The organism is Flagellimonas pacifica, assembly GCF_900215465.1.
GTDB lineage: Bacteria > Bacteroidota > Bacteroidia > Flavobacteriales > Flavobacteriaceae > Flagellimonas > Flagellimonas pacifica.
Genome location: NZ_OBEH01000001.1, coordinates 729,263 through 747,979 on the forward strand (window position 1 = coordinate 729,263; position 18,717 = coordinate 747,979).

Consider the following 18,717-nt stretch of genomic DNA (forward strand, 5'->3'; position numbering starts at 1 on the left):
GTAGGTTAAGCTATCATTGTCTGTAAAGGGTGAAATGTCCAATAAATTCGCGGTCATCCGTTTCGCCTTGGAGTTTTGTAATATACCAGTAATCACCTGTTGGCAATTCACTGTTATTGTACAATCCGTCCCAACCACTATCGCCATATTTCATACGATAGAGCTCTCTACCATAACGATCAAAAATGATCATTAGTACGTTAGGGAAAGCCTCTAAATTGTCCGGAAGCCATGTATCATTCATACCATCTCCATCAGGAGTGAAGAAAGTAGGAATCTCGATGTCTATAAATTCCATAAAGATTTCCATAGTAACTTCACAACCATTTTGATCTATGACCGTAACAGGGTATGTATCCGTTCTGTTAATAATGAACGTGTTGTCGGTACCATTATCAACATCGCCAAAGTAGAAAGTGTAATCCTCAAGACCTCCTGTGGCAATAGCTGTTATTTCATTAATGTTACTATTTTCCAACACAAGAGTTAAAGGTTCAAACCCTGTTATGGTGAAGTTAACCGTATTTAAACATCCGTTAGAGTGTGCTATGGTGAGGTAATGATCACCAGGAGCAATGTTTGTGAAATCAGAGCTCAACTGCATATCGGCAGGATTGGTTGAATCAATAGCATAAAGTACATCACTGATTACTGTCGTATCTTCAAAAGCGATATCCAATCGGTTGGTAGGAAGATTACCATCGCATTCATAGATAGGCGTAACCGTAGCAGCTAGATTGACTCCAGGATTTATTTCTACAAACACATTGGTTTCACATCCTTGGGCATCTCTTACGAATACGACATGCGTACCAGCGGCCAAGTTTTGGAACAATACTTGATCTTGAACATAATCTGCATCCGCATTCGAGTTTAGAGCAGAAGAATAAGGAGCTGTACCTCCTGTTATGTCCAATTCAAAAGAACCGTCCTCACTATTAAAACAAACCTCATGCATTATGTTAATGGCTTGTGCCTGTAGCGCTGCTGGCTGTTCTATTTCAAACTGGAACACTTCAAAACAACCATTTCTATCTTGTGCAATTACATCATAAATGCCAGGAGCAAGATCAGTAAACACATTTACAGTATCAAACTGATTAAGATTTGGTGTAATGGCATATTGAATTTCACCGGTACCACCTGAAACCTCAACAGTAATTGTTCCATCATCAGCTCCTGCACAAGTAACGTCAGTTGACTCTTGAGTAACAATTTGCAAAGGAGTTGGATCAACAATAGGAATTTCTAAACTGGTTGCCTGACAATCCATGCTGGTTACGTTGACATAGTAATTACCAGCATTCAAACCACTAAATTCTCCATTGTTTTGTGGTCCGGCAACAGAATTTGTTAAACCTGGATCCGAGAACAATTCGTAAGAATAGTTTCCTAAACCGCCTACTGCGGTTGCACGAATAGTTGCTGAAGCTTCACCAGTACAATTGATGGTAGCTGCACTATCGTCTATAATTACATCTAATGGAATAATAGGGTCTACGGTAACTTGATTGGATATCATAGCATCACAACCAAAGGCATCCCTTACATAGTATTGGTATGGTCCAGCCGGAACGGTAAACGTATGAGTGTTTCCTCCTGCCATTAAAGTATAAGCCACTCCATCAACACTGTACTCATAAGGGCCTGTACCTCCAGTAGCAGAAAGTTGGATCTGTGCTTGAGCTGTACAGGTAAGTTGTGTTAATTGGATTAGATTCGCCTCAACTTCCGTAGGTTCTGAAATGGTCACTTGTATTGTTTCAACATCACAACCCCAACCATCAGAAACTGTAATACTATAAATGCCAGCTCCTTGATTGTTGAAATCAGGACTAGATTGAGCACCTGAAGTAAATGCAATGGTTGTCCCTGTTGGATCATATACATTTAGCTGATATTGATAAACACCCTGCCCATTAAGCACATTGATGGCTGAAACAGTAGCATTTGTATCTCCATAACACACAAGAGTTGTTGGTGTTGCTGAAATATCAGCTGTAATAGGAGTTGGCTGAACAAGCACAATAGGCTCATTGATGGTACAACCGGCATCATCCGTGATTTCAACATCAAATGTTCCTGCTGAAAGATCTGTGAACACAAAGCTTACCACATCAGTTATATTGTATACTTGAGCAGTGGTCGTGTTTGTCAACTGAATATCATAAGGAGCAAATCCTCCGGTTGGTGAAACCTCAATTTCTCCTAGATTATTGGTACAGCTAACATTGGCCACTTCAACAGGCGTGGCAGTCAATGCCATATCTGGAGAAGCAATAGTTACCGTATTAGAATCTTCAATACATAATGGGTTTCCGGTTTGTGTAACACGCACATAGTAGTTTCCTCCAGAAAGTCCGCCAATTGGACGTGGATTTATACTGGTGTCTGTGTTCACTAAAGGACCAACAGGGTTGTTGGAGCCATCAAAAACTTGATAATCGTATGTTCCTGTATAACCTGCAACATTGATTTCCAAGGCCCCATTTATATCGCCAAAACAAATAGCAGGGGCTGTTGCAGTTGCCACTACATCTATAATATCGTATGGAGCGATGTCATACGGAGTTGTATCCACATAGCAGCCTGTTGTATTATCAGTAATTCTAAATGTATAACTGCCAGGTGCTGTCAATTCAAAAGTTGTGGTAACATTGGTTGGTGTTCCGGTCAAAGTTCCAAGGGCGTTACCAACGGGCAGCAATTCATATGTATAGCTGTTTGCTAGATTTCCATCATCTGTTACAGTTATTAGCACCTCCTCTGGATTGGCGCAGCTTATGGCCGTGTTTTGTGTTACCGCTGCGGTAAATACATTTATAGGCTGAATAGGAGCAACAACCGCTGTCTGAGGACAAGAGTTGCCGTCAGTAACATAAACTGTTATGTTCTGTACCACACCTGTATCAACAATATCAAAAGTGTTTGATGTCTGGAAATTGATATTATCAATACTGTATAAGTATGGAGTTGTTCCGTTTGTTGCTGTTATGGTTATTGTAGATGTATTAACCGTATTGCCAGCATTACAAGCAAAAGGTGTTGCTGTTGCAGATACATTTAATAAAGTAGGCTCTGTAACAGTTTCATCATAGAAATCTTCACATGACCTTGAAGATATTACCCTAACGCGATAGTCGCCTTGAGGCAAGTTATCAAAGATAGGACTTGTCTGAGCAGCCCTGTATGGCACTACCAAATTTGACATCTGATAAAGTTCATAGTTATATACTGGGTTAACTGCAGTTGCAGCGTCCAATTGTACTGTAAGACTTCCGTCTGAACCTCCATTACAACTTACAGGGCTCATAACCACATTGCTGATCACTGGGTCTACTTTATCGTCCAAGTCTTGGGTTACTACTACGGTACATGGTGTAACCGTGTCCCCATCCGTTACGGTGAAGGTGTAGGTTCCTGGCTGTGTAAGCCCCGTAAAGACGCCTGTGGCATTATTTGCTGTTGTAACGGCATCTGGGAAAAGAACGGCATAGGTGAGGTTGGCAGAACCACCATTTACTGTGATGGTTACATGACCACCTGGATCAGGTGTACAATCAATTGGTTTTACTACTGTTGGAGTAGCAGTCATTTCATCAAGCAATATTGCTGTCCCAATTGTGGTGGTACAGGACCATTGGTCGGCAATCAATACCTGATATGATCCAGCGCCCAATCCACTGAAAACAGGATTTGTTTGTGGCGAACCAATGTTACTTCCTCCTCTGATTAGTTGATAAGTATAGTTACTGCCTTGACCTCCGGCCGTTCCTACCACTTCTATTTCTCCTTGAAGTGCAGTACAGTTTTCTTGATTGATTTGTAAAGTTGCCGAAATAGCAGTTGGGTCTACCAAGTTTTCATTTGGTAACTGGAATGCACATCCATTTTGGTCTGCTACCCAAACCTGATAATTGGTCCCTGGGCCAACGCCGCCTGAAAGACCTGTAAACAATGGTGAGGCTTGGTAACTACCTGGGAATGTTGGTGCTGGATTTGAAGCCAAATCAACAAAATAGGTAAAACCACCCCATCCACCGGCAGGGTTTATTATTTCAATACTTCCGTCATTAAGGGCACATGTCACAGGGGTTACCTGAGTACCTGCTGAAATACCAACATTTGGTCCAGCTATAGTGAAAGATTGTGAATAGGAACATGCAGAACCTGGAGGGTTGGTATCCAACACTTCTATATAATAAGTTCCAGCAGCAAGTCCAGTAATGGTAAAACTACCATCGGCATCTATTCCTGCCGAAGTAATGTCATCTGCCAAGTTGGTTGGCGTATTGTTTACATCATAGTAAAGTGTGTAGCTTGTAGCACTTGCATAAGTAATGCTAGCTGCATCATGCAAGTCAAACACTACTTGACCATTTGTGTCTCCAAAACATGTAATGTTTGTTGTGCTTACTACATCCAGCTCTAAAACTTGTGGATTTGCAACGGTATGAGAAGTAGCAATGATACAACCAGTTACTGTATTTCTTACTTCAAAATTATGTGTGCCAATAGCCAAACCTGTAAAACTTCCGGATGCCTGAAAAGCAACAGCAGGCAACAGTCTAAACTCGTAATTGGCCGGTGTGGTCGTTGAGTTGGTCAATGAACCTGTTGCTGTGATTGTGATATTTTCACCAGAGACACAGGTTGCGGCAGCATCAATTGCGATGCTAGTGGATTGTAGTTCATCAAAAGGATTAATAGTAGCCGTTGTTGTGCCTACGCAACCATTATCATCATAAACATTGATGGTGTATTCGCCACCTGCAATATCGGTTTCAATGAAAGTTAAGTTGTTTCCTGATTGAACAACAACTGGAGCCTCAACAGGAACTGTATTTGGATCATCTTCTTCAATGAACTCATATATTACGTAGTTTCCGCTACCTCCGGTAATTCCAGGTTGAACGGTTATTGTAGCGTTGTTCATATTGTTACCAGAAGTACATCCAAACTCGATAACATTTGTATTTACATTGGCCAATAAATCAGGTTGAGTTATGGTTTGTGTTTGCGTTGATGTACAACCATTGGCAGCTGTTATCTCAATGGTATAAGTTATGCCAGCCGTAGTTCCTTCTAAACCTGTAAACGATGCTGTTGTTGCATTGTTTGTGGCAGGCGCTATTGGGAAAGTAGCTGAACTTCCTGGTCCAGAAATAATTTCAAAGGTATATGGTCCCGTACCATTATCTGTTGCACTTACATTAATAGTTCCGTCATCAGAACCATTACAGGTAACATCAGTAAAAGACGACACACTAAATGAGGGCATAATTGCAGCTGGAACTGAAACATTGAAAACCCTAGAACATGTTGGTCCTGCCGTATTGTTGTCATAAACGGTGATGGTATAGTTTTCTACCGTTGTAGTATTGAACACAAATGAATTACTAGGCAGCACGGTTCTTGCCACTACGGTTCCTAAACCATTGGTGATTTCATAGTCATAACTGCCTGCAAACCCAAGATTATCTCCAGATCCTGAAAGTACTTCAATCGTAATTTGTGCATCATCAGGGGCTCCAGAGCAATCCAATAGCTTTGTCAATGTTGCTGTTGCCTGAAGTACTGGATGAACTGTAACATTGTCTGTAGCAGTACAACCATTGCTATCAAGAATAGAAACATTATAAGCTCCTGCGGTAATGTTGTTAAAAATACCACCGTTGTCTTCATATGTAGTTCCACCATCCAAGGAATAAAATATTTGGGCGGCAGCACTTGTTGCGGTAATGGTAACTGTAGATGGGTCGCTGCAGTTATCCACAGCTATAGCATCAATTGTAGGATTTGGAGTCAAAGTCAATGGAACCGCACCTAAATTTGTTGAACAACTATACTGATCCGCCATAGTTACATTGTAGTTGCCGGCAGGTGAATTTGCTGGAATCTCAATAGGGTTATCAGAAGTTGAAGTAATAGTTACAAAAGGAGCTGGTCCGGTTACAGTATAGGTATATGTTCCACCTCCTCCCAAAGGGTTTTGAACTTGGATAAGGCCTGGGGTATCACAACTAATATTTTGTAACACTACAGGAGTTCCTGTTAAAGGATCTAGTTCGTCCAACAATTCATTTTCAGTTGCCCCAACGCAGCTATCGGTAACTCCATCGCTTTCTACAACTTCCAAGAAGTAGTTACCTGGGTCCAAGCCCGAGACAATAACGTTCTGTGGAGAAGTATAAGGTATGTTTCCACCGCTGTTTGTTATTGAAACGGGTGTGCCAGAAGACATATCAAAAAGTTCCCATCTAATATGAGATCCAAAAGGAGCCTGATTATCAGTAACAGTATATGTAATACTTCCATTATTTGCTCCATCACAAGAAGGGGTGATGTCGGAAGTGATTTCCAAAGGAACGGTAATTATATCATTCACATTAACACTACTTTGACGAACACAACCTGTAGGAGCTGCATCATCCCTAACGTAGAAAGAATAGGTTCTACCTGGAACCAAACCAACAAAAGTATGAGTGACGTTAAGAGCAAGCTGTGGGGTCCAAGTAGCAGTTGCAGGGTCAAAGTTGGCGGGATCATCAGAGTAGGTATACTCATAAGGAGCAGTACCGTTTTGACCCCTTACAGTGACTTGAAGCTCATTACAGTTGACAATGATTGGCAAAATGGTAATATCCAAATCATCTAAGGGATAAGGTATAATAAATGGTGGAAAATCTGTTTGGCATAAAGTGTTTCCAGACCCGTCAACAGTTCTCATGGAAGGGTTAACGGTGTCCCCGGAATTATACCCTCTAATTTCATCTGTAGTTCCAGGAACGGAATTGTCCCCAGCTGTCCAGGTGGCCCCTCCATCATCACTAAATTGGATGGTTCCCAAAGTTGTAGGGTAGGCAGTAAATCTGAACCCAAAATCATTTGGATCACCAGTACAACCAGCAGGGGTTATACCGGTAATAGTAGCGGTAAGCTCGTCTGGATTTGCAATATTGACAGGAGTTTCTGTTACAGTACAACCAGTTGCATCTGTTATATTGATGGTATAATTTCCTGGCGATAGATTGTAGTATGTTCTGCTTGTAACGAGAACATTAGCATCGGTTTGGTTTCCGGCTCCGGCATTGTCCAAATCAACAATTTGGATGGTGTATGGGCTAATTCCGGAGGTAATATCCACTAAAATCGAACCAGTTCCATCATGACATTGAGGATCAGTAGGAGTATTTGTAACGGTTAAAGGTGTTGCTGGGTTTACAGTAACAGTTTCCATGAATTCACAGAATGGAACTGTGGCGGAATTATCCCTTACATAAACATCATAATCACCATCATTTCCAGTGGTTACCGCAAATGTATTGGTAGTTGAAAACAAGCCAGTTGGACTCGTGGTCGTAGGAACAAAGGCGTATTCCAAATTGGGAACCCCTCCTGAAGCGGTAACTGTTATACTTCCATCTGCACATGTGCTGATATCCACAACATCAACTGTTGCCACTAGATTATCGGTAATGGTTACGTTTTGAAGTGTTCCAACACAACCAAAACCATCTCTTACATTGATGGTATAGTTTCCAGCTGCAAGACCTGTAAAAGTATGTGCTGTTGCCGTAGCAGGGCTTGGTGTAATCCAAGGACCTCCGTTTAGACTGAATTGATAGTCATTGCTGCCTGCAGTAACGTCTACCTGAATGGTTCCATCATTGTTTCCACTATAACAAGCCGTTGGGGTTGAAGTAAATACAATTGTAGTTGGTGCTACCACTGTAATTGCAGCATCAATTGGGTCTTCACAAAGATTGGCATCTCTTACTCTAACAATATAGTCTCCTGCTGCCAGTCCTAGGAAAACAGTATTGTTCCCGTTAGTGGCATAATCAAAGCCAGCAATGATTCCACCTACTCCATTTTCCAATTGATATTCATATGCAGGAGTTCCATCTGTTGCGGAAGCGGTAATAGTAGCTCCTCCATTGGTACATGTCATCACCGAGGTAATGGATGCTGAAGCAACCAAAGCGTTTGGTTCAGAAAGTGTTTGATTTAAAGTAACAGAACAAGTATTGTCCAACACATCCCGAACTTCAATAGTGTAGTTTCCAGCTGATAATCCAGAAAGGTTTATTGGGCTTGATGTTTGCGGAGCGGAAAAACCACCTCCGTTAACTTGATACTCAAAGCCATTTACAGCATCAAAATTATCCACTTCAAAAGAGATAGATCCATCTGTTCCGGTATTACAAGAAATATTGGAAAAAGCAGTTATGGACGCATCAAAAGCATGTCCATCCTCTATGTTGACATCTACGGTCAGCGAACCGGCACAAACTTCTGGTATTTGGAAAGCTTGGATATCATCAATGGCAATATCGTTTCCATTGATAACCGCAGAGTTGGTCCTGATAACAATGTCCAGATTAGTGTTAGCCCCTGGATTTAGGTTAACAGAATAGTTGTGCCAATCATTTGCATTATTATTCTTTGGTACATTACCAGTAGTTGTACTGGCAATTACAGCTCCACCTCCATCAACTAATTGAATCTCAATTGAAGGGTCTCCACCTCCAGTTCCATTTCTTAAAAGGTTAAACGCCCATAAAGAAACGGTAATATCTCTGTTGGGAATTACTTCAATCCCTGTCTTTTGATATACAATTCCTCCAACTCCGGCAACTCCACCTACATTGATGGCCAAGAACCTTCCATTCACATTTCCGGTATGGTCGTTAGGGTCTTGCCAGGAGCCATAAGGGGCAACTATGGATTGGGTTACCGAATATTCTCCATCTTGTATACGAGTATTGATGGCCCATCCGCAAGAATTAGCAGAACCATCTTGAGGTTCATAACAGTATGCTGGATCTATATCAGGTATACTAGTGTTTGGTCCCGACCCAAAATCTTCTAGTAGAAGAACACTTGGTGACGGAGCTACATTACTTGTATAATTAACTGTGATTGTATGTGTTCCGATAGCCACATCGTTAAAGGTGTTGGACGTGACCGGGGTGTTTGGGTTTCCATCAATTTCATAAGTGTAATCAAATAATGCGCTATCTGGGGTGATAGTTACCGTACCCTCCCCATCACATTCATAACTTATGGCAGTTGTAAGTCCAGGGGGTGTAGGCTCTGGGTCAATTGTTACTGTCATTGGGAATGTACAGTTATTGGCATCCCTGATGTAAACGGTATGATTGCCAGGCAATAAAAACCCTATTGGACTTGCCACATAATTGGTGCCGCCATCAAAACTATATTCGTATGGAGCTGTGCCTCCCAAGGCATTGGTGATTCTAACTTCAGCACCAAGACCCGGATTACATTCTGCCAATTGGGTTACAGCTGCAGATGCTGAAAGGGTCAATGGTTCTGTAATGGTATAAATTTGAGTAACATCACAGTTGTTCGCATCACGCACTCTAATATTGTAGCTACCAGCCAACTGATTTACAAAAGTATTGGAAGGTTGATAGGTTGTACCATTGTTGATGCTGTACTGATATGGGGCTTCGCCACCCGAAGCCGTTATGGTTATGGTGGCCTGTGCCTCTCCGCTACATTGGATTCCTGTATCTGCCACAGAAATAGATAATGCGGCATCTTGAACAATGGTCAAATTATAGCTTGCTTCGCAATAGCCCACATTGCCACTGTTATCTCTTACATAAACATCATAGTCACCAGCTCCTGTAATGTTAACAGGGTTTGTGATCGCAAAATCTCCGGGTGCCGGAGCAACTCCATCGGCTACAATTGCATATACATAATTGCCATCTCCTCCTGCGGCGGTAATGTCTACATTGGTGCTTGTTGCACATGCCGTAATGTTTGGAGCAGATGCAACAACGCTCAATTCTGAGTTTATGGTTATTGAGGCAGAGTCGGTACAGTTATTACCATCTCTTACATCAATGGTGTAAGTTCCTGATGTTAAACCATTAAATACATTACCTAGTCCAAAAGCCCCTCCATTTAGACTGTACTCAAAATTGCCATCACCACCAGAGGTTACATTTGCTGTAAGGGTCAAACCTACGGCGTCGTCATAACAAGTATCGTTTGGTACAATGGCCAATACGGGTGCAATAGCAGGGTTTAAAGTAAATGTGGTTGTAACAACACATCCGTTAGCATCTGTTACTGAAACATTATACGTTCCAGTTTGTGTAAGATTTGTAAATGTGCCAGTACTGTTGGTTCCGAAAACCGTGGTATCAGGATTTGTAAGCGTAAATGAGTTTCCGCCCCAGCCGCCTGTAGAGGTCAAAGATACACTACCATCAGAGATACAGGTTGGTTGTGTTTCTGAAGCACTAAGTGTTAAAGCTGCTGTGGGGGCATTTACAGTTACATCTGTGGTGGTCGTACAATTGGTCAAGTTATCAGTAACAATAATAGTATAAGTTCCATCATCCAACCCGGTCAAAGAAATGGTGCCGTTGGTTTGGTTATTTCCGTTGAAATTTGCCGGTCCGCTCACCGTATAATTGTAGTTGGTGTTGAAATCGGCAACAGTGAAATCTATTTCGCCATCTGTATCATTAAAACAGGATATGTTACTTATCAACTGTCCCGTAACGTTGATTTGGGAAACGGGATTTATAGTGAAGGATTCACTATAGACACAACCTTTGTTATCAGTTACTTGATAGGTATATGTTCCAGGAGCAAGTCCATCAAAATCTGCAGAGTTTCCCGTAATAGATGTTGCTGCTACAGGTGCTGGTGCGGTAATTTCAAATAAGAAAGGCGCATTTCCGTTAACAACAGTTGCAGTTACATCAGATGTTAATGCTGGACAATTTGGTGTTGAAGCGGTAAAGGTTAAATCCGTTGGAGGATTTAGAGGGTCCAATGTAATTGTATTGGTAACGAAGGTACAATTATTGGCATCTCGTATGGTAATGCTGTATGCTCCATTGGTAAGGTTGGAAAAACGCTCCGCCCCAACTCCGTTAAAGAAATTTACCCCGTCAATACTGTATTCATATGGAGCAGTACCACCAGCTACATTTTGTGCTTCAATGATACCGTCTTGCAAACAGGTATAGTCCTGAATCATTGTTGCATTTCCGCTAATACCTGAAGTTTGTCCACCAATAGTAAAATTTTCATAAAAGAAACAGTTATCAGTAGTTCCGGAAGGTCGCTGTCTTATCCGGACCGTATAATCGCCTTGAGCCAACCCGGTAAAATTTCCGGAGTTGTTATTGGTAATGGTATTCCCTAGATCATCCAAAAGTCTAAAGCGGACATCATAGCCATTCGAGTTGGTAATATTTATTGAAATGGTTCCATCTTCTGCACCAAAACAGACTTCATCGGTCGTGGATGTGGTGTATTCCACCGACGCAGAAACGACAATGGAAACACTGTTTGAAATGAAAGAACAGTTGTTGCCATCAACTACAATAAATTCGTAATCACCTTCTTCCCCAGTTGTAAAGGTAAAATCGTTGGCCACTTGATAAGCACCTGCTGGTATATCTCCAACACTAGCATATAAATCTGCACCATTGTAACTCCAGATGGCATAGTTATAGTTTGGATTAGGGAAGCCACCAGAGCCGGTAACAGATATAATACCATCTGTACAATCAATATTTTTTGTGTTAATCGCTGTTAGTGCTAAATCTGTAACATCATTTATTGTTACTTGCTCATTATATACACATCCGTCGTCTGTTGTAACATTTACATCATAAACCCCATCATTTAAATTTTCAAAAGTATAGTTGTTGTCTGATGATGGACCAAAAGTGTCTACTACGGTACCCCCTTGAGATATTTGGTAATAATATTGAGGTTCTACGTTGAGAACAGAGATTCCTATTTCGCCAAGACCATTGCAATCAGTATCCCTGGTCGTTACATCTACTTGAAAATCACGGGTTAGTATTCCAATGTTATCCAATACAAAAACACAACCATCAGTTACACCTTGCTGTCTCATTTCAACGGTGTAGGCGCCATTGTTGGTAATTGTGAAACTTGGGTTGGAATTGTAATTTACCAATACATTGTTGGTGGCTTGATCTATAAGGCGATACTCATAATCCAAAGGCATATTGGTAACGGTAATGTTCCCATCACTGGCACAGATTATATCTCTTGTAGTGTATTGAGGGTCTAATGGGTTCTTGAAAATATTGAAATAAAAACGACTAAAACACCCGTTTAAGTAGTTGATAATAACACGATACTGTCCAGCATCAGAGGCCAAAAAATCTCCTCCTGTGCCAACAGAGTTCCATGTACAGGAATTGTTGGTGTTGGCGCAATCTGGAGTTGCTGCTGCGCAACTAGATTCATCCAACTGCTCCCAAACAATACTATTGGCATCTGGAATGTTTATTTGCACCAGCTCGGTATCGTTCAACCCGCATAAAAAGATTTGTGGAAGCTCACTACCATCATTTGGACAAGTCACAATTTCACCTTCAACGGTATTGGAAACATCATTGATCAATGCGGTGATAGGGTTGGATTGTGTAACACCGAATCGCTCTACAATTATTATCTCTTCAAATCCTTTACAAGGGTCGGCTACATCTTTGTCAACAATATAGGTTCCTATATCAGTTACCAGGAGTGTACTTGGGTCACTATCTGGATCGCCGTCATTCAATACTGTGTCCCCAGCATCTATGGTTTGGTTTCCGTTATTGTCTAAGTACCAGGTGTAGGCATCAAAATTGTCACCTGCATCCAAGACCACATTGTTACCGCAGAGCTGTACTGTTCTTGTAAAGTTACAATTGTCAAGGTCATCTAAAAGAAAATTGGTTGCCCCAGGAGTTGTAAATCCACAATCATCAAAATCTGAAACACTGGGATCATCACTAATTTGGTTGGCATTAATATTACCTTCATAGGTAGAGTATGCCAGGTTTTGAATAATATCGGTACAAGCGTCTATGAAATCGAAACAGTTTTGGGCCACCTGTACACGAATACGTATCTCAGACACCGGATCACCTTCCTCAACCAAGTTGTCAGGAATGTTAAAAACAACCTCTCTTGTTGCTGGGGTATAGGTATAGGTTACCCCGGGAGGCAATGTCATTACTGCCTCATCTAGAGTTACATTGACTGGCAAGACATCTCTTATGGTATAGTTTACCGCATCATCGTTTCCTGTATTAACAAAGGAAAGCACATAGTCTAAAACCTGTCCTAGGTTTACTCCTTGGCCGGTAATATCATTACCTCCAATATCTTCAACCTTCTTTTCCAAGACAATATCTGGTTCTATGATTTCCACGCCAAAGGCCACCAAAAACGAGGCAAACCAGTCTCCGCTGGTTCCAAGCCGCAATGTTGCGCTGGTATCACCATTGTCAATGATACTATTGCTGGGGTTATTGAGATCAAAAACATCTGAATCAAAACCAATTGCATTGGTGCTGTTTACATTTCTGGAGGTTACGTTTGCGCCATCTTCTGAGATGGTTGAGTTAAAAAAGTTGTTGTTTGGATTTGCTGAATCTGAAATATCAGTAAATACTGAACTACTGTTGGATACTATACCAAAGGTATCTCCAGACAAAGAAGTTTCTCCTTCTAATGTGCTAACACCAATTCTTGCGTTAACTGGGCCAACCGGAATTGTGTTAAATCCTGAAACCGAGATATCGGCAGTGTTGTTTCCGGAATGCGTTGTTATCCCTTCATAACCATCAAAAATTGAAATATATTTTCCGGTCAAGGTTGGGTTTTCATAAATTACAACTAAAGTCCACCCTGCAGCTCCATGTGATGTTGCTCCTCTGGTACCTCTTACATTACCCACAAAATAGTCTCCTGTTGGGTCTGCTAAAGAGGTCAAAAGGTTGGTTACGTTCTTATAACATACATATGGGTCATTTGGGAGAATATTATATCCGTTTACAATGATGTCATCTTCTTCACCAACAGGGTCTGCAGCAGTATCCGCTTGAATATCCACATATGTTGCGCTTCCTGGCACCCTAAATTTAATTGAGGTTACATCGTAATGATTTGGATCGTCGGTATAACCGCTTACGTATCTACTCCTATGATCACCATCGCGCTCAACATCATAGTTTCCAGCCCAATAAAGACCGGCCCAGTATATTTGCGAACAAGCGGGCAGGGACAGTGTTGAACTACTGGAATTAAACGTGGAAGGGTCTGAATCAATATCAACATATTCCACATGAAGACTATTATTACTACCGTTCCCGTTATAGGGCGTGTTCACATCATGCCCGTCAGAGACACTGTTCATAACACTATTGGAAAGGAAGGTATAATCTCCTTTTATATTTATATAGGTATTGCCGTTATCAGAAAGTCTGGCAGAAAAAGGTACTTCCTGGGCCTGCCCTTTAAAGCCTATGAGCCATATGCCAAGAAGGCACAGAACTGTTTTTAGAAAGTGATTGGTCATTTTTAACTGTTGGAGTTTGGTTTTACACGCATGATCCACATTTTGTCATCATACGAAGCATTAAGTTTGGAATAGTATGAGGTGAGAGCATTGGTCCAGGTTTCATGTTTTTTCAGGTACACGTACCTGTAATTGTTTTCTGGATTTATAAAATAGCTCGCATTTAATCCTTTGGCATTTAGTTGTTTTACAAAGCGTTTTGCGTTTGAGGGTTTTTCAAACACATTGGCTATAATGTAAAACCCTGATCCTAGGCCATTGATTTTGTAGGTGGTGTAAGGAACTTGGGAAGTATTCTGTTTGGTGTTATTTACATTTTTGTGCAAGGTGTTGTCCCCATACTTGGAGGCTGCACTTTTATTGTTTGAAGCAAAATTGTTGTAAGCATCTTCGGCACCATGCACGTTCATTACCCATGCATCGCCATGGTAAGTCCCATTGAGTTGGGTATGATAGGCTTCAACCGCTTCTTTTTTGTTGCTAAAACCTTTTAGGTATACATAATTGAGACCGTTCTTTGGGTTTTCAAAATAGTCGGCATCTATACCTTGTGATTGTAATTTTTCTACAAAAGCGTTTACATTGTTCTGATCTTTAAAAACATTGGCAATTAGATAATGGCCACTCTCAACATTTGGAATATTGAATTTTCTAAAACGACCAATTGTTTTCTTTGAAGAACGTTTTGTTTTATCTCGTTTGATGGATGAATTCTCTGCGACCCTTGTTGTTTTGGAATTATCATTAAGACGAATGACTTTTTTGGCCGCCGTGGTATTGGAAAGCCCATGATTTGAGTTGGGCTGAACACGTTGTTTAGAAATGATGTCAATGCTATCCATATTGGCTAGGTAAACTGCTTTGGCCTTTTCCTCCAATTGTGGCATTTCTCCTTTGGTTTCCCGCTTGACCATTTTCATTACAGTTTCAAACCGTCTTTCCAGATTACGTTTGCGGGTACTTTCAATGGAATCTTGACGTAACAAAAGCTCATCTAGGATGGCATCGTTCTCAGCCAACTTATCCTTAAGCCTTTGTATTTCAAGGTCTTTTTCTGTAAGACTAAGAGTTTCCTGTGGTATTGAATCAGCCTGGGCCAAATCTTCAAATCCATCTTCTAACATCACCCTATCTTCGGTTAAGTTGGGGGTAAATGAATAGGCCAATGACACTTCATGGCTAACACCAAAATTTTCAAAGTTGCTAGATAGGCCTTTTTCCACGGTGTAACCAATAGAAAGGTTTTTGTTCAGGTTGAACCCTAGACCTGCAGACGCACCGTAAAAGTCATCGTATCCTGCCTGGATCCATCCAAGTCTAGGTAGGTCAAGCACTAGATTTCCGCCTAAAACAAGGTTTTCTTCACCTTTTTTGCGAACTCTTGCCAAAGGCATTAATCTACCTTTTTCCAAGATTCCGGTTGCATTTTTAAACTGATGGGTATATTGTAGGTGTCCGGAAAATGTTTTATCTCCAAACTCTGTAACAGACTTGCTGTTTTTAAGATTGTAATCAAAAAGATTTTCTGCAAAAGCGCCAAAATCAAAATTGCCATAAGAAATATTGAATCCTGGCTGAAACATAATCAATGAACTACTTTCCAGACTATTTAGGAAAGGGTCGTTGTTGTCCAGTGCATTTGCCCTATTTTGATTGAATGCACTTTGATAATACGAGAAATTTGCACCAAAAGTGAAGTTGCTTTTTTCACTTAATTTAACGCCATACGCATAATTGGTATGTACCCCAAAGTTATTGAACAAGCCTTCACGGTTGGTAAAAAGGCTTAGCCCCACACCACTGCGGTCACCAACTCTACCGCTGTAGCTCAAGAAATACACCTGGTTATTGTCATCAAAAGATACCGATTGGTTTCTGTGAAACAAGTTGATGTAAGACTTGTCTTCCCGAACAGTTGAGAAGGTTGGATTTATTAGAAACCTGTTGAACTTCAATAGGTTTTGTGACGGAACATTATATGTCACAAATGGATTCTCTTCCTGGGCGCGTACTCCAGAAAAAGCCAGTAGTAGGATGAAGGTTAATAAAAGTTGAGGTTTGTTTGGGTACATTTTGTTTATTGGATAACTGTTATAGTTCCTTGTTTTAGGCTTTCACCACCTTTGGTTACCTTATAGTAAAAAACCATATTTTGCTTATTGAAAGAGGTGGTTGATTGTGGCCAGTTATTTTCATAATTGGACTGGCTGAATACCTGTCTTCCTCTTTCATCATAAATTGTAATTACCACATCTTGGTTTCTTGAATAAGTATTGGGCAATACCCATAGGTCATTAATACCGTCCCCATTGGCAGTGATTACATTTGGAATGGAAAATGTATCCCTATAGGTAACTGTTATTACCTTATTGGATGTACAGTTTCCAAAGTTGGCTACCAGAAGAAATTCCCCTTCTAGCTCAAAATTGTAGAAATCCTGTGTGCCCAATAGGTTGTTGTTGGCGTCAAACCATTGGTATGATTCAGCACCGCTTGCGGTAACAGTTTCTGTTTCACCTTCAATTATTATCAACTCTTGTGGCTTATCCAATGAAAGAAGAGATTCATCAAACGTTCTTATGGTAACCTCGTTGGATATAATTGGGCAATCATGTGTATTTATAATCAATTGATAAACGCCAACATCAGTTGCGGTAATACTCTCGGATGAAGAATCTATTGTCGAACCATCTTTTAACCATTCAAAAGTTTCATCACCCAAACTTTCTGAACTATTGAACACTATAGGGTCTGCCCCTTCACAAAGAACAGTTCCATTTGCGGTTATCTCTAGAACTTTGTTGGTTGATAAAGTAACTGTTAGGTTATTTGAAGAAGCATTAAATCCATCTAGAACACCATCCAACTTGTAGGTTCCATTGTTTTCAAAGTTTGATATGGTAATGGTTTTTGAGGTTTCTCCATTAACATTACTATTATTGTGTGACCACTGATATGAGAATGATGACTGAAGTTCTGTAGTTACATCTGTTTTAGCACTTGAACCACTTACCGCGTTTATTGCTGAAAGACTAAGTGTGACGTCTGTGTTTTGACAAGAAGTATAGGAACCTACATAATCAACTACAAACTCAAAGGAATCTGGAGAAACTATGGTGGTTTTTTCGGAATCCAACGGGGATGCAGAACATCCTCCCCCGTTTTCAGTTACACGGGCAAAATAGACCCCTGTTTCATTGATTTCCAAGGTGCTGTTGGTGGCATCCGTTATAGGAGAACCATCTTTGAACCATTGGTATGTTGGGGTTGTTGCGGTTGTAGTTGTGGTAAGAGTCTTGGTTTGGGAGGGCAGCAAAACAATATTTTCTTCATTTTGCCTAGTGACCTCAAAGTTTCCTAGACTTCTAATGGTTACAGGTGCAGAGCGTTCCAAACATGCAGATGCTCCATCAATTTCCACTTCATAGTTTCCTTCAAAACCTGAAATAGATGTGTCAATACTAAAAGTATTGGCATCAACGGTTGGACCTGAAATCACCGAACCATCTTTATACCAAGTATAGTTTAGCCCCATACCACTTACATTTGCCTCCAGAACATGTGAGTCTCCTGGGCAGAGGCTAACATCACTAGAACCGTTCAATGCTATTCCCAAACTACTGCCATTGGAAATCTCTATGGTATTGGAAAGTGTATTCGCAGAACCTGAACATACAGACCCGTAGTCTAACTCCACATAATACATTCCGGTAGAATTTACTGTAATGCTTTCGCTTTTTTCAGAAAGAAGGGTACCGCTTCTATACCAATTGTAACTGTATGTACTTGCATTGGGTATATTGTGTGGCGCTAATGTAACAGAACCTCCTCCACATGCTTGAATGGTTCCTCCGGATGGTATGTTTCCACTTCCATCTTGACTTATTAACAGAGGTGAACTAAAGTTAAAAAAGTGCATTGGATACGAATCTGTGGCAGGACTTGTTTTTGCAGGACTAGTGCTCCTAACCCTTAGTTTGTAGTTTTCACCTCGGACGTTATTCGGAACGGAGAATGTAAAATCAAAATTGAAGTCGTTGTTTTTGTCATCTAGCCTAACAAGTTCTGTTGGGGAGCCAAAGTTTCCATTGGCATCAGAAAGCTCCAATACAAACTCGTTGTCTGAATCTACCAATGGGGGGTTCCACCGGAAGCTAACATCAAAAGAATTAAAACTTGCAGAAGCACATGCTGCTGTCCAAACTGTGGTAGGTTTCTCAAGAACTTGAGCACTCAAAATACCCGAAATAAGAAATAGTGTTGCAAAGGCAAACACCAAAATTCTGTTATATGAACTAGTTTTTTCCATCAGCGTTAGTTTTAAGAGGTTATGG

Annotated in this window: 3 protein-coding genes; all 3 read right to left on the reverse strand. The window is 40.8% G+C overall.

Annotated elements, in window-relative coordinates; translation table 11 throughout:
• Positions 1-13 precede the first annotated feature (13 nt).
• The 3 genes from CRO15_RS03255 to CRO15_RS03265 are packed head-to-tail and all read right to left on the reverse strand — an operon-like array spanning position 14 to position 18,692.
• On the reverse strand, positions 14-14,383 hold the full coding sequence (locus CRO15_RS03255) for a T9SS type B sorting domain-containing protein (protein WP_097044339.1): 14,370 nt from the start codon (positions 14,381-14,383) through the stop codon (positions 14-16).
• Between the two features lie 2 nt (positions 14,384-14,385).
• Complete coding sequence (locus CRO15_RS03260; protein ID WP_097044340.1) at positions 14,386-16,455, reverse strand: PorP/SprF family type IX secretion system membrane protein; 2,070 nt, start codon at positions 16,453-16,455, stop codon at positions 14,386-14,388.
• 5 nt (positions 16,456-16,460) lie between these two features.
• Positions 16,461-18,692 (reverse strand): T9SS type B sorting domain-containing protein, encoded by a 2,232-nt coding sequence (locus CRO15_RS03265; RefSeq protein ID WP_097044341.1) that lies wholly within the window; start codon positions 18,690-18,692, stop codon positions 16,461-16,463.
• Positions 18,693-18,717 lie beyond the last annotated feature (25 nt).

Excerpts from the sequence above, each read along its gene's own strand:
- CRO15_RS03255 (WP_097044339.1), bottom strand. The coding sequence starts at position 14,383 with ATGACCAATCACTTTCTAAAAACAGTTCTGTGCCTTCTTGGCATATGG.
- CRO15_RS03260 (WP_097044340.1), bottom strand. The coding sequence starts at position 16,455 with ATGTACCCAAACAAACCTCAACTTTTATTAACCTTCATCCTACTACTG.
- CRO15_RS03265 (WP_097044341.1), bottom strand. The coding sequence starts at position 18,692 with ATGGAAAAAACTAGTTCATATAACAGAATTTTGGTGTTTGCCTTTGCA.